Source organism: Geodermatophilus dictyosporus, from assembly GCF_900115505.1.
Taxonomy (GTDB): Bacteria; Actinomycetota; Actinomycetes; order Mycobacteriales; family Geodermatophilaceae; genus Geodermatophilus; species Geodermatophilus dictyosporus.
Window position 1 is genome coordinate 1 of record NZ_FOWQ01000004.1, and the last position, 13,672, is coordinate 13,672.

Genomic DNA, 13,672 nt, shown 5'->3' on the forward strand with positions numbered 1-13,672 from the left:
GGGCGTCGGCTCCGGGGTGGGCGTCGGCTCCGGGGTGGGCGTCGGCTCCTCCGGCGGGGCCTCGATCGGGGGCTCCTCGACCGTGACCGGGGACTCCGTCGCAGCCTGCGACGGAGCAGGCTGCTCCACCGGTGCCCCTGCACCCGCCTCCGGCGAGGTCGGCACGGCCGGCGACGCCCCGGGCGCGGCGGGCGCGGACGTGGTGGGCGCGGACGTCGACGGCGCCGCGGGCGGCGGACCGGGCGCCCAGCCCCCGTCGAAGCCGGGTGCGAGCACGCCGATGCTCGGCACCTCCAGCGGACCGGCCGGCGACGGCAGCGGCTCGTCGGCCAGGCGCTCGGCGGTGCTGCCCGCCGGCGCCGTCCCCGGGGTCCGGGCGGCCGCGCTCGGCAGCACGGAGGTCGCCGCCAGCGTCGCCGTCACACCGAGGGCGCAGGCACTGGCACCGATGACCGGGATGAGGCGGGCCGGACGCCCACGCCCCGAGGACCTGCCCACGCGCTCTCCCCCTGAGCTGTCGGACGACGTGGCCCCCATCGTGACCGGACCGGTGACGCGGGGCCAGAGGAACGGTGACGGTCAGTCGTCCGGGGACGCCCGCCGTCAGCCGGACGGGTGCACCCCCGCGCTGCTCACGGTGGCAGCCCGGCGGCCCGGCGCAGCGCGGTCAGCCCCTCCGGCGTCCCCGGCCAGTGCCGGGACAGCGCCTCGGGCCCGGCCCGGCGGACCACCGAGCGCAGCACGAGGACGGTCACCACCGCGTCGTCGGCGTACCCGAGCACCGGGACGACGTCGGGCACGAGGTCGACCGGGGAGGCCAGGTAGGCCAGCAGCAGCCACAGCCGGACGCGCACCCCGCGGGGCAGCGTGCGGTCACCGGCCAGCCGGCGGACCAGGCGCAGCACGTCGGGCAGCAGCCGCAGCAGGTCCCGCAGCCGTGTCTCCTCGGGCCGCCGCCACCACAGGACGGCGACCAGGACGGCCCAGCACAGCAGCAGGCCGCCGGCGACCGCGAGCAGCGTCCGGGCCCAGTCCGGCACGGTCAGCGCGCGTTGCGGCGGGTGATCTCCGCGCTGAGGGCGACGGCGAAGGCCGTCCAGCCGGCGTAGGGGAGCAGCAGCCGGCCGGCGACGGGGTCCAGGCGCGCGGTCCGCCGGGCCAGGTCGGTGGTGGAGACGGCCAGCGCAGCGGCCTCGACGGTGGCCAGCGACGGCCGGTGCGCGCGGAAGAACGCCCAGGTCCAGCCGGCGTTGAGGGCGAGGTTGGCGGCGTAGGCCCGGACGTAGCCCCGGCCACCGCGCGGCACCGCCCGGGAGCCGGCCACCGCGAGGAGCACGTACAGCGCCGTCCACACCCCGCCGAAGACCGCACCGGGCGGCTGCCAGCGCGGCTTGTCCAGACGCCGGTACCAGGGTGAGGTGACGTCGGTACCGGCCGATCCCACCAGCGCGGTCGCGGCGACGGCGGCGGAGGTGGCCAGGGTCGTGGGCCTCATCACCCGAGCATGCTCCGGCCGGTGGGTCCGGCGGCCGGAGGGGGTCGGTCCTGCACGTCCCCGAGCAGAGGAGCCACGCATGCCCCCGACCACCGCACCGTCCGGCCTCCCGGCCGTCGGCCTGGCCGCCGCGGCCGCCGTCGCGTCGAGCACCGCCTGGTACACCGCCTTCGGCCGTCGCCTGGCACAGCTCGACGAGGTGTACGCCGGCGGTGCACCCCCGCCGCCGTGGCTGCCGCCCGTGGAGTTCGCCCGCAGCGCCGTGGTGGCCGCGGCGGTGCGCGCCCTCGCCGTCCGCACCGGTGCCACGGAGCCGGCGGACGCCGCCCGGCTGGCCCTCGCGCTGTGGGCGGCGTTCCCCGGCGTGCTGCTGACCGGGTCGGTCGTCCACGAGAAGGTGCCGTGGCAGCAGGCGGCGATCCACGCCGGCGACTGGCTGGTGAAGCTGCTGCTCGTCTCGGCGGTCACGACCCGCGTCCCGCGGCGACGGGCCCGCCGCCTCTGACGTCCGCGACGCGCCGCCCGGTGGGCTCTCGTCCCAGCGGCTGGATCGTCGTCCGCCTCGAACCGGGAGCGCTGACCCAGGTCCGGCGCAGGGACGTCGAGCACGGCGTCGGCTGCACCGACACCTGGGGTGTGCGAGGACGGCCGCGATTGCTGACCGCGCACACCCCGGGTCAGGGGGACCAGTTCGCGGCCCGGGTCCGCAGCCACCGGGTGGTGCCGTCGGCGGCGCGGCGCTGCTCCTCGCGCAGTCCCGGCGCGTACGGCGGAGGGGGCAGCAGCGAACTCGCCCGCCAGAAGCCGGCGAGGGCGACGAGGACGGCGTCGACTGCGGCCGGCGGCGCGGCGCGACCCGCGGCGCGGGACAGGAAGACGGCCTCGACGTCGTGCCGGCCGGTGCGCCCGGCCACCGTCGGCAGGAGGCACACCAGGTCCAGCCACGGTGCCCCGACGGCCGGCCACGCCCAGTCGACGAGCGCCACGTCCGTGGCGGTGAGCAGCACGTTGTCCCGGCGCAGGTCGAGGTGCAGCAGCGTCTCCCCGTCGACGCCGTCGGCCCACCGCGGCTCGCGGGCGACGAGGTCCGCCAGGTGGCCGGCGGCCCAGGGGTCGGCGTCGGGCAGCGCCGGGTGCCCGGAGAGCCGGGCCCAGGCGCCGCCGAGGACACCGGCGAAGGCGTCCCGGACCGGCGCGGCCCCCGGCACCGGGTTGGGCGTGAGGGCCCGTGCGCTGCCGTCGACGGCGTCCAGCACGCGGGCCAGGTCGCCGTCGTCCCAGGACGGCGAGGGGAAGCGGCCGGCCACGTCGTCGAAGACGAGGGACACCCAGTCCCCGTCGTCGAGGTGCGTCCACATCCGCGGCGCGGGCACCGACGGCGGCAGGTGGGCGTTGACCGCGGCCTCGTGGCGGTAGGCGGCGACCACCCAGTCGCCGTGGGTCGCCGACGCCGCCTTGACGAAGCACCGCCGCCCGTCGGCGAGCACCAACCGCGCGGCGACCCCGGGCGTGTGCCCGCCCTGCGGCGACCCGGCGGACACCACGGGCGCGCCGACGGCGTCGGTCACCGCCCGGCGCACCGCGGCCGGCAGTGCGGCCCAGCCCGCCCTCCGCGACGGCGGGTCCGACGAGCGCATGCCGACACCCTCCTCCGACCGGGGCCGGACGGCGGCGCGCCGAGCCGGTGGCGCGTGCAGGCGGCGTCTGGTCGGGACGCCGCAGAGGGGCCGCGTGGCAGGGTGCCGGTGTGCTCCCCTCGGCGATCGCGACCACCGACTACCACACGGGTGGGGAGCCGTTCCGGATCGTGGCCGATCCTCCGGTGCCGATCCCGGGGGCGACGGTGGCCGAGCGGCGGGCCCGCGCGATCGGGGACCCCGAGGTGCAGGGCCTGCGAGCGGTGCTGTGCTCGGAGCCGCGTGGTCACGCCGGCATGTACGGCGGCTTCCTCGTGCCGCCGGACGACGACGGTGCGCACCTCGGGGTGCTGTTCTGGCACGAGGACGGCTTCTCCACCGCCTGCGGGCACGGGACGATCGCGCTAGGGGTGTGGGCGGTCGACACCGGGCTGGTCGAGGCGCCGGAGACCGGCAGCGTGGACGTCGTCGTCGACGTGCCGTCCGGCCGCGTCACCGCACGGGTGCACCGCGAGGCGGGCCGGGTCGTCGCCGTCGACTTCGTCAACGTGCCCAGCTGGGTCATCGCCCGCGGGGTCCCGGTGGCCACCTCCCGGGGCGAGGTGACCGTGACCGTCGCCTACGGCGGCGCGGTCTACGCGACGCTGCCGGCAGCCCAGGTGGGTCTGTGCGTCACCCCGACCCACCTCGGTGAGCTCGTCGCCCTCGGCCGGGAGGTCAAGGGGGCCCTCGACGACAGCGAGCACGCCGTCCACCCGGACGACCCGCGGCAGGACGGCGTCTACGGGACCATCTGGTTCGACGACCTCGGCGACACCGACGGGCAGGTGCACCAGCGCAACGTGACCGTCTTCGCCGACGGCCAGGTCGACCGCTCCCCGTGCGGCTCGGGCACCTGCGCCCGGCTCGCGGTGCTCGCCGCCGAGGACCGCCTGCCCGGCGGCACGGTGCTGCGGCACGACTCGATCGTCGGCAGCACCTTCACCGAGACCGTGCTGGAGCGCGTCGACGTCGGGGGACGGCCCGCCGTCGTCCCCAGGGTCACCGGCACGGCGTACCGCACCGGTGAGCACGTCTTCTCCATCGACCCGCGCGACCCGCTCGTCCCGGGCTTCGTGCTGCGGTGAGGTTCCTCGATGCGGACGCCGTCGCGGCGCTCGGACCGGCCGCGGCGGTGCAGGCGGTGACCGAGGCCCTGCGCGGCGGGCTCGACCCCGCCGTCGACCCGCCTCGCGTCCCGGTCGGGTTGGCCAACGGCCAGTTCCTGCTGATGCCGTCGGAGGGAGCGGCCGCCGCCGGGGTGAAGGTCGTGACCGTCGCCCCGGACAACCCGGCCCGTGGGCTGCCCCGCGTCCAGGCCGTCTACCTGCTGTTCGACCCCGGGACCCTCGCGCTGCGCGCGGTGCTCGACGGGACCGCGCTGACCACGCTGCGCACCCCCGCGGTCTCGGCCGCCGCCGTGCTCGGCCGGCTGCCCGACCGGCCGCTGCGGGTGGGGGTGGTCGGTGCCGGCCCACAGGCGACCGGTCACGTCGCCACGCTGGCCGCGGTCCGCCCGCTGTCGCACGTGGTGCACCTCGTCCGCGACCCGTCCCGGACACCGCTCGACGCGGTCGCACTCGGGTCGCCGGAGGCGGGGGAGGCCCTGCGGTCGGCCGACGTCGTCGTCTGCGCGACCTCGGCGCGGACCCCGGTGGTCGACCCCGCCCTGCTGCGCGAGGACGTCGTGGTGGTGGCGGTCGGGTCGCACGAGCCCGACGCCCGCGAGCTCGACGCGGCGCTGCTCGCCCGCGCCACGGTGGTCGTGGAGGACGTCGCCACCGCGCTGCGCGAGGCCGGCGACGTCGTGCTGGCCGTCGCCGAGGGCGCCCTCAGCCCTGGCGACCTGGTGCCGCTGCGCGACGTCGTCACCGGGACGGCCGCCGTGCCCGCCGACCGCCCGCTCGTCGTCAAGACCGTCGGCATGTCCTGGCAGGACCTCGTCGTCGCCACGGCGGTCGCCGACCTCCACGGGGCCTGACGGCGACGGTCCGGTCAGCCGCTCGTCAGGACGACGAGCTGCGAGGTGGCGCGGGTCATCGCGACGTAGCGGTCGACCGCCCCCTCGACGCCGCCGCCGAACGCCTCGGGGTCCACGAGGACGACGAGGTCGAACTCCAGCCCCTTCGCCAGCTCCGGGGGAAGCGACCGGACGCGGGGCGTCGCGCGGAACGCGGGGTCGCCGATGACGCAGGCCGTCCCCTCGGCGTGCGCGGCCAGCCAGCCGTCGAGCACCGCGTCCCGCTCCGCGACCGACCCGTGGACGACGGGCACGCCGCTGCTGCGGACGGAGGTGGGCACGTTGGCGTCGGGCAGCACGGCGCGGATGACCGGCTCCGCCTCGGCCATGACCTCCGCCGGCGTCCGGTAGTTGACCGTGAGGGAGGCCAGCCGCACGTCGCCGAGCCCGACCCGCCGCAGCCGCTCCTGCCACGTCTCGGGGAAGCCGTGCCGCGCCTGGGCGCGGTCGCCGACGACCGTCAGGCTCCGGGACGGGCAGCGCAGCAGCAGCATCTGCCACTCGGCGTCGGTCAGCTCCTGCGCCTCGTCCACGACGACGTGCGCGAACGGCCCGGCGAGGGCGTCCCGGTCGGCCACCGGCAGCGCGGCCCGGTCGACCAGGGCGTCGCGGAGGTCGGAGTGGCGCAGGCTGGTCATCAGCAGCAGCTCGGAGTCGTCGGTCGCGATCAGCTCGTCGATGACGCCGGCCATGCGCTCCTCCTCGGCAGCCACGCCGGCGCGGTGCCGGCGCTGCCGCCGGGCGGCCTCCGGGTCGCCGACCCGCTGCCGGGCGGCGTCCAGCAGCGGCAGGTCGGACACCGTCCAGGCCCGGGGGTCGGCGCGCTGCAGCAGCCGGACCTCGTCCGCGCGGAGCCAGGGCGCGCACCGGCGCAGGTAGGCCGGGACCGACCACAGGTCCGCGACGACGTCGGGCGCCTCCAGCAGCGGCCACGCCCGGGCGAACGCCGCGCGCAGCTGCCGGTCCCGCTGCAGCGCCTCGCGGACCAGGTCGGGGTCGACGTCGTCGTCCTCGAGCCGGTCGGCCAGGATCGCCAGCAGCTCCTCCCACACCTGCTCGCGCGCCTCGTCGTGCGGCGTCCCGGGCTCGCGCGCCTCGAACGCCTCGGCCCAGTCGGCGGCGTCGAGGGGGAGGTCGCCCCAGGGGGTCTCGACCGTCAGGCCCCTGGCCGGGGGCTCCTCGTGGAACCGGACCGCCGCCTCGACCGCGGCCACGAGGTCCGCGGACGCCTTCAGGGCGGCGACCCGAGGGTCGGCCTCGACCGTGGCCGCCGCTCCCTCGGGGACCAGGTCCCGCAGCGTGCAGGTGAGCACGCCCTCCTCGCCGAGGCCGGGCAGCACGTCGGAGACGTAGGCCAGGTAGGGCTGGTGCGGGCCGACGAACAGCACGCCGCCGCGGTGGTGGCCGAGGCGCGGGTCGGAGTAGAGGAGGTAGGCGGTGCGGTGCAGGGCGACGACGGTCTTGCCGGTGCCCGGGCCGCCGTCCACGACCAGCGGGCCCTGGGAGCCGGCCCGGACGACGGCGTCCTGGTCGGCTTGGATGGTGCCGAGCACGTCGCGCATCCGCGGCGACCGGCTGGTGCCCAGGCTCGCGATGAACGCGGACTGGTCGTCGAGCGCGGCGTGCCCCTCGAGCCCGTCGGGGGTGAACACCTCGTCCCAGTAGTCGGTGATCCGGCCGCGGGTCCAGCGGTACCGGCGGCGGCTGGCCAGCCCCATCGGGTTCGCGTGGGTGGCGCCGAAGAACGGCTCGGCCACGGGGGAGCGCCAGTCGACCAGCAGCCGGCGACCCGCGCCGTCGGTGAGGCCCAGGCGCCCGACGTACACCGGGTCGGCGCCGTCCGCGCCCACCATGCGGCCCAGGCACAGGTCCAGGCCGAAGCGGCGCAGCGTGCGCAGGCGGGCGGTCAGCCGGTGCACCTCAAGGTCCCGGTCCAGCGCCTCCTGACCGGTGCCGCCGGGCGCTCTCCGCTCCGCGGCGAGGCGGTCGGACAGGTCGGCGATCGTCTGCCGGAGGCTCGCTGCGACGGCGGCGAAGTGCTCCTCGTCCCGTGCGATCAGCGCCGGATCGGCCTTGGTGGTCAGGTTCGCGGGGAGGTCGAACGCGCCGGTCGCAGCGGCGTGCCGGCGTCCGCCGTCCCCCTGGTCGTTGACGACACGTGCACGTGGCGACTCCCGGGTCCGCAGGTCAGAGCTCCGAGCGGCGAGTGTGGGGCCCGACCCGGGTCTTGCCGCAAGCCCCGGAGTGCGCTATACGTTCGAGTGGGACGAGGTGTGGTGTCCTCCCGTCCGTCCCCCTCCCGGCGGTCGTGCGCTCCGGCCGGCGTCCGCGCTCAGTTGATGCAGCTGGTGTCCTCGGCGGTCCGGGGCTCCTCGGTGGGGGCCGCGGGCTCGGCCGGCGTCTCCGCCCCGCCGCTGCCGGCGGCGTCGCTGCCGAGGACCAACTGGACCGTGCCGGGGTCCGGGTCGTCGCTGACCTCGGTCACGGCGCCGGGGACCGCCGCCGCCAGCGTCGCGGCCAGGGCCTCGTCGCCGGCCGCGTGCCGGACGACGGTGTGTGTGTGGTCGCTGGTGGCGGCGTTGCCGGTGGAGGTGACGACGAAGCCGACGGCCTCCAGCTCGGCGGTGGCGTCGGCGGCCAGGCCGGCGATGCCCGAGCCGTTGTAGACCTCCACCGACACCTCCGACGGCGCCACCGTGGCCTGTGCCTCCGGCGCGGGGCTGCCGGTGCCCTCCGGCTCGGCCGACAGCTCGGCGAAGAACGCCCGCAGCGTGGCCGCGTCGGCCAGCCGCACGATCGAGCGGCCGTCGTCGTCCACGTCGTCGGGGTCGGCGATCGGCACCGTCTGGAACTGGATGCCGTCGAGGCGCACCGCCTGCATCCGCTGGGCCAGGTCGAGCAGGTCCAGGTCCTCGTCGATGGTCAGCGACCGCGACGCCGCCTCGACGAGCCGCCGCTGCGTGCCGAGGTCGAGCAGCGTGTCCTGGGAGAGGATCTTGCGCAGCACCCCGCCGATGAAGACCTGCTGGCGCACGATGCGGTCGAGGTCGCCGCGGGGGAGCGCGGGGCTGCCGTCCGGGCGGACGCCGTGCCGCTGGCGGACGAAGGCCAGTGCCTCGGCGCCCTCGATCACCTGGACGCCGGCGTCGAAGACCGCGCCGGAGTACGCGGAGTCGTCCACCGCCGAGCAGAGGTTGACCTCCACGCCGCCGACGACGCTGCTGAGCTCGAAGAAGCCGAGCAGGTCCACCTCGGCGTAGTGGTCGATCATCAGGCCGGTGAGCCGGCTGATCGTCTGCACCAGCAGCTGCCTGCCGCCGGCCCTGCGCTCGTCCTCGGGGGCGGAGTCGTCGACCTCGCCGTAGCCGAGGGCGTAGGCGGCGTTGAGCTTGTCCGTCCCGTGACCGGGGATCTCGACGTAGGAGTCGCGGGGGAAGGAGACGAACGAGGCGCGCGACCCGTCGGCCGGGACGTGCACCAGGATCATCGTGTCGGTGTTGGTCCCCGAGTCGGTGCCGGCGCTGAACTCCTCGAGCTGCTCGGGGGTGAGGTCGGCGCGGCTGTCGTTGCCGACCAGCAGCAGGTCCATCGCCTCGGCGGCGCCACCGGCGTCGGCGTTGCCGGAGTCGGGGATGGCGTCGGTGCGGGTGACCGTGGCCTCCGCGACCCGGGTGAGGTACCAGCCCCAGCCGCTGGTGCCGAGCAGCACCACCGACAGGACGGCGGCCACCGCGTGCGCCACGACCGCACCGCGGCGGGTGCGGGACGCCGCCCGCTGCGGAGCGCTCGAGGCACCGTGCGGATGGGCCGGCCGGCCGGCGCGCGGGTCCAGCCGCGGCGGCAGGGGGCGGCCCGCGGGGGCGCCGTCCTCGTCCCGGGTCACGGGGCGAGGTTAGGGGCGGCCGGCGTTCCGCAGGGGTCCGCGGCACACGGGTCCACTGTCCGTCGTCGACCGGGCGCCGGGACCCGCCGTCAGGCGTCGAGGGCCGCATCGAGGACGAGCAACAGCTCGACCGACGGGCAGTTGCCGCTCCGCACAGCGCCGGCGACCGCGAGGATGTCGCCGTGACGGCCTTCCCCGAGCAGTCGGCCGACGCGTGGCCTTCCCTGGACGAGGTGCAGCGGTGGCAGCGGGCACTCGCCGACGTCGCGGCCCGGGTCCGGCACGAGCGGGGGATCGAGGAGCCGTACCGGTTGTCCGTGGTGGCGGACGGGCTGTGAACCGGGTTCGGGGGTCGCCGGATCCGCGTGGGCGGCGAGGCCCCCGACGTGCAGGACCCCTCCGGGCTGTTCGACGACGTCGACCACTGGGTGGCGTTCGAGCGGGCCGCAGGCCCCGGGCGCGTGCTCGACCGCGACCGTCAGGCCGTGGCCGTGTACCGGGCCCGCCTGCCGGAGGCGCAGCGGTTCTGGGAGCGCGTCACCGGTCGTCTCGTCCCGGACGTGGAGCGGACGACCGGACTCGAGCTGAGGTGGAGGGTCAGGGTGCGCGAGGACGAGGAGGTGTGGCCGGGCCCCTCGGTTGTTGGCGGCACGCTGCTGTCCGGGCCGGTCGAGCCGGTGCGGCGGCCGCTGCTCTTCCCGCAGATCTGGTTCGAGGCGCCGAACGTCTCGCGGCAGCTCCCGGAGATGACCGACGAGGACGAGGCCCTCGCGTACCTGGCCGACCTGGTGCAGGAGGCCGTCGTCGAGGAGTTGCACGGCGCCTGGCCCGAGTGCCCGCGGCACACCCACCCGCTCACGGTGCAGCTCTCCGCGGAGGGCCGGCCGGTGTGGCAGTGCCCGAGGGACCCCTCGGTCCGGATCGCGGTGGGCAGCCTCGGCTCGGCGTCCACCACCCGCGCACAGCCTCGCGCGGTGGACGTGGTCGTGGAGGTGGGTGGCTGGGAGCACGAGTGCTGCGGGCCGGCCATTGAGCGCCACCAGGTGGTGGATCTCCACTGCACCCGCTGGACGGGGCCGGACGGCCGGGTGCTCCTCGTCGAGACCCACCACCACCTCGAGCCCGAGGAGCGAGTCCGGGGACGGGTGACCGGGATCGAGGTGACCCGGGAGGTGAGCGACACGCAACCGGTCCTCCGCGTGCCCAGCGGGCCGGCCCTGCGGGGCATGGACCAGCACGACGACGGTCATCTGGAGGACCCGTGGACCGGTGACGTCGTCGAGTGGGACGGCGGGGACTTCCTCGTGACCATCCGGAGGTCCACCTAGGCCCGGGACGGGGCCTCTCGGCCCTACGCCGACGAGCTCGGTGACCGGCAACCCAGCTGTCGACCATCACCGGCAGCACGCGCGCGACGCACCCGAACCCATGGCCGGGCACCGGGCGAGACGGCGCACCTGCTGGTGGGGCGGGTGGGGCTTGAACCCACGACCCAGGGATTATGAGTCCGTTTCCACCCGTCTCTTGACGTGCGTCGATCTTGGCGATTGGGCCGTTGAACTGCGTCTTCACGGTTGAACGTCTCTGGCGCTGACCGATTGTTTGCGGACCTCTTGCGGACTCTCTGCGGACCGGCGCACTTCCGCGCCTGACTGCCAGCGAGTGGTAGGGGAGCCTCTGCTGAGCTCCAGTGCCGGCTCGTCGCCCGGTAGCTGCGGAGCATGGAGGTGCCATCTCGCTAGCAGGCGCGCGCCGCCCCGTTCCTGTGAACCTTGTTTGTCGGTCCACCGGAGCCAGCCCAGCCGCCGCCCTCCAGCAACGCGGCGCCGAGCTGCGTGTCCCATAGGGCTGCCTCAGGGACAGGCCCTGGGGACCGCAACCGGCGGGGCCGAGCGGCGATTCGGCGCTGGATCGGGGAAATCGCGCCCGCGCAGATCGCCCGTGCGGGCGGCGAGCTCGGCGGGCACGGCGATCAAGAGCCGGCGAGCAACACACCTAGCAGGAACCCCAGCACAATGCCGACTGCAAATACTACGAGAAGCAGGACCACGAGGCGCCAGGACACAGCGGCCAGCGCTCCGCTATACGGAGCCTTCACATAGTCTTGGCCGTAGAGGGGAGCGGCCTGCCCGTAGTAGCCGTATGCAGGCGACTGCCCGAACTGGGGATACGGCGCTCCTCCATACTGCCCCCGGTAGCCTGACGTTGGCGGTTGCGAAGGATGACCTGGGTGGGCATAGCCACTTGGCTGGCCGTACGGGGTCGGTTGAGAGGCTGGGGGAGTAGATCCGTAACCACCGTTTCTCCCGGCAGCGTCTCCGGTTGTGTCGGGATTCTCACCAGTCTTCGCCACCATGACTCCCGCTGCCGGATGTCGTAGGCCCAACCGGCAGTCCCCTGAACCGCCGGAGGAGTGGACAGCCGAGGCAGTCCACGGTCATGTCCCCAGTACTACCAGTAATATCCGCGAAGCCCTGAGTCTGACACTCGAGCTGTCCTGTCTCCAGAGAACCGGCGGCCCTCGTCTAGGAGAGAAGCAGTCACCGCCGTGTCAGATCCATTGGTAGTCATGGTGTCACGCTCTGCTGCAGTTTGTACCACCCACCCCATTGATCATGCGGCACTCAACTAACCAAAACCCGAGGGGCCACTGCAGTCGGGAGTGTTGTCTACGTGCGCAGTCGGGCGCGTACATCGTTCCTTTGAACGCCAGGTCTGGAGCAGACTACGCAACCATGGCTCGTGGGGATCTGCGCTCTTGGGTGACCAAACTTGTCAAGGCCATCAGTGGAGGCCAGACTGTGGACCTGGCACCCGGCATGGCCGACGAGGACATCCACCCCCAGGGAGCGGACTCATGGCCGAGTGAGCGGCGCATTCCCGCCGCTGCAATTCGCGAAGCGCTCCTCGGACGCGACCTCAAGCCAGCTCCTGAGGGGCTGGTGATTCGAGGTGCGGACATCACCGGGACCCTAAACCTGGACTACGCCTCAGTCCCATTTCCCTTGGTGATCAACCACAGTCGGTTCAACCGTCCATTGACGGCTAGACATGCATGCGTCAAATATCTTAGTCTCGCCTCATCGCATCTACCAGGTGTCCGTCTGGATGACTCTGTTATTGACTCATGGGTTGTACTCGACGAATCCGTCGTGGCTGGCTATGTCAGTGCTATACAGTTGCGAGCAGGGCTGTTCTCCGCTACTAGGATGGAGCTTAAAGCCGAAGGCGGACGGGCACTGATCCTAGACCGAGCAAACATTCAAGGCAGCGTCTACTTCGACGGACTGAAGTCAACTCAGGGGGAGCTCCGCCTAACTTCCGCACGCATCGGCGGCTCCCTGACGATAGCCTATGGGACTTTGCGGACAGTAGGCAAGGTCATCTTGAACCTCGAACGGGCTAAGGTGTCCGGGAACGTGTATTTAACGGAATTGAATGCAAGGGGGCGCATCAATCTCGCGAGCGCCCAGTTGGACGGGCTGCTGACCTGGACCGGCGCGACGATTCGGGCCGTCGATCACGAAGTCAAGGGCTTGGAAGATATCGCTGTGTACGGCCAGTACCTACAGGTGTCAACCCTTTGGCTACGGGGAATACGAGAGGTTCGCGGAAGCCTATACTTGGCGGCCGCCCAGATCGGAAGCCTTGTTGTGGATCCAAACCCGCCAGACCGGCAACTACCCGGTCCATTAATGGCAATCGGATGCTCAATCAGGGACATGCACGGCATAATTCGCGAGGATAGACGTGCGGCGGCAAGCTGGTTGAGTTCTGTTGATTCGAAGCTCTCCCACATCACGCAGCCATGGCACGAGTTTGCTGCCGTGTATGAGCGGATAGGGCAGACCTCAGATGCCCGGTGGATGCGATGGCAGGCGGCAAAGCTGACGACTAGGCATGCTCCTTGGTACACGAAGTTGGCCCGGTGGCCGTATGGCGCCCTGGTTGGATACGGCTATTATCCCCTTGTCGCTGCGGCCTGGTTGGCGTTAACGCTCATCGTCACGGCGACTCTCGTCGCAGGCAGCCGTGCTTCCTTCGCGCCGACCAATCCAGCCTCGGCTCAACTCGTGCAATCTTCTCCACCACAAAATCCGGGTGTAGCGCCAGAGGCCCCTGGTCCGACAGTGACTGGTGAAACTGCCTGTTCCGAGATCAATCCTGCCTATCCGTGCCTAGACCCGATCCTGTATGCGATCGATTCTTTGCTTCCGCCGGGGACCGCTGGACAAGCAGGCGCATGGCGAGTCATTTCAACGGACTGGTGGTCGGGGTCCTTCGCGGTCCTAAGGACCTTTGCATGGATTACAACCGCGCTACTCTTGGCTGGCGTAACCGGCCTGCTGCGGAAAACTTGAGGCGGCTTGGCCTCGTGTCGCTACCTGTGGGGATGCGAACGTGTACATCGATTGCTGTCGCTGATGTGACTCGGAGTTTCTGTCATGAGATCCGGCGCATGGCGCAGCGAGGCGACAATCGCATAAAGTTCAGTGCAGGTTGCCACCGCAGCGGCAGGTCCTCTACGGGGCGTCGAAGACTTCGGCGACCACCCGTCGCAGGAGAGTCTCCACGTCGATCACCACGGAGATGCAGCC

The 13,672-nt window shown here is 73.1% G+C and carries 11 protein-coding genes and 1 pseudogene; 6 read left to right on the top strand and 6 right to left on the bottom strand.

The features are described 5' to 3' along the window. The 3 genes and pseudogenes from BMZ33_RS23715 to BMZ33_RS10705 all read right to left on the bottom strand — a co-directional run. A pseudogene (locus BMZ33_RS23715) lies at window positions 1-423 on the bottom strand (hypothetical protein); the annotation flags it as partial. Between the two features lie 209 nt (window positions 424-632). Beyond that, on the bottom strand, window positions 633-1,040 hold the full coding sequence (locus BMZ33_RS10700) for a DUF1232 domain-containing protein (RefSeq protein ID WP_091109926.1): 408 nt from the start codon (window positions 1,038-1,040) through the stop codon (window positions 633-635). 2 nt (window positions 1,041-1,042) lie between these two features. Then, complete coding sequence (locus BMZ33_RS10705) at window positions 1,043-1,495, bottom strand: TspO/MBR family protein (RefSeq protein WP_091110847.1); 453 nt, start codon at window positions 1,493-1,495, stop codon at window positions 1,043-1,045. Between the two features lie 79 nt (window positions 1,496-1,574). On the opposite strand from BMZ33_RS10705, the gene BMZ33_RS10710 reads away from it, so the two are divergent. Continuing rightward, window positions 1,575-2,000: a DUF1761 family protein gene (locus tag BMZ33_RS10710; protein ID WP_091109928.1), complete on the top strand. Its 426-nt coding sequence runs from the start codon at window positions 1,575-1,577 to the stop codon at window positions 1,998-2,000. A 172-nt stretch (window positions 2,001-2,172) separates the two neighbouring features. Here the strand turns inward: BMZ33_RS10710 and BMZ33_RS10715 are convergent, their stop codons facing one another. Then, the gene (locus tag BMZ33_RS10715; protein ID WP_091109931.1) at window positions 2,173-3,132 is read right to left on the bottom strand and encodes a phosphotransferase family protein; all 960 of its coding nucleotides are present in this window, start codon (window positions 3,130-3,132) and stop codon (window positions 2,173-2,175) included. A 110-nt stretch (window positions 3,133-3,242) separates the two neighbouring features. Between BMZ33_RS10715 and BMZ33_RS10720 the strand changes: the two genes are divergently transcribed. Beyond that, window positions 3,243-4,259: a proline racemase family protein gene (locus BMZ33_RS10720; RefSeq protein WP_091109933.1), complete on the top strand. Its 1,017-nt coding sequence runs from the start codon at window positions 3,243-3,245 to the stop codon at window positions 4,257-4,259. Continuing rightward, window positions 4,256-5,152 (top strand): ornithine cyclodeaminase family protein, encoded by an 897-nt coding sequence (locus BMZ33_RS10725; protein WP_091109936.1) that lies wholly within the window; start codon window positions 4,256-4,258, stop codon window positions 5,150-5,152. The genes BMZ33_RS10720 and BMZ33_RS10725 overlap by 4 nt, the downstream gene beginning before the upstream one ends. 14 nt (window positions 5,153-5,166) lie before the next feature. Here the strand turns inward: BMZ33_RS10725 and helR are convergent, their stop codons facing one another. Both helR and BMZ33_RS10735 read right to left on the bottom strand, forming a co-directional pair. After that, window positions 5,167-7,275: an RNA polymerase recycling motor ATPase HelR gene (helR, locus tag BMZ33_RS10730; protein WP_091109939.1), complete on the bottom strand. Its 2,109-nt coding sequence runs from the start codon at window positions 7,273-7,275 to the stop codon at window positions 5,167-5,169. Between the two features lie 248 nt (window positions 7,276-7,523). Next, entirely contained in the window at window positions 7,524-9,074 is a 1,551-nt protein-coding gene (locus tag BMZ33_RS10735) for an LCP family protein (protein ID WP_091109942.1), read from the bottom strand. A 182-nt stretch (window positions 9,075-9,256) separates the two neighbouring features. Here BMZ33_RS10735 and BMZ33_RS23230 point away from each other — a divergent pair, with 182 nt between their 5' ends. The 3 genes from BMZ33_RS23230 to BMZ33_RS22685 all read left to right on the top strand — a co-directional run bounded on the left by BMZ33_RS23230 (window position 9,257) and on the right by BMZ33_RS22685 (window position 13,435). Continuing rightward, the gene (locus BMZ33_RS23230) at window positions 9,257-9,412 is read left to right on the top strand and encodes a hypothetical protein (protein ID WP_169064153.1); all 156 of its coding nucleotides are present in this window, start codon (window positions 9,257-9,259) and stop codon (window positions 9,410-9,412) included. 27 nt (window positions 9,413-9,439) lie between these two features. Continuing rightward, window positions 9,440-10,402 (top strand): hypothetical protein, encoded by a 963-nt coding sequence (locus BMZ33_RS24050; RefSeq protein ID WP_169064154.1) that lies wholly within the window; start codon window positions 9,440-9,442, stop codon window positions 10,400-10,402. 1,473 nt (window positions 10,403-11,875) lie between these two features. After that, the gene (locus BMZ33_RS22685; protein ID WP_169064155.1) at window positions 11,876-13,435 is read left to right on the top strand and encodes a hypothetical protein; all 1,560 of its coding nucleotides are present in this window, start codon (window positions 11,876-11,878) and stop codon (window positions 13,433-13,435) included. Window positions 13,436-13,672: the final 237 nt, after the last annotated feature.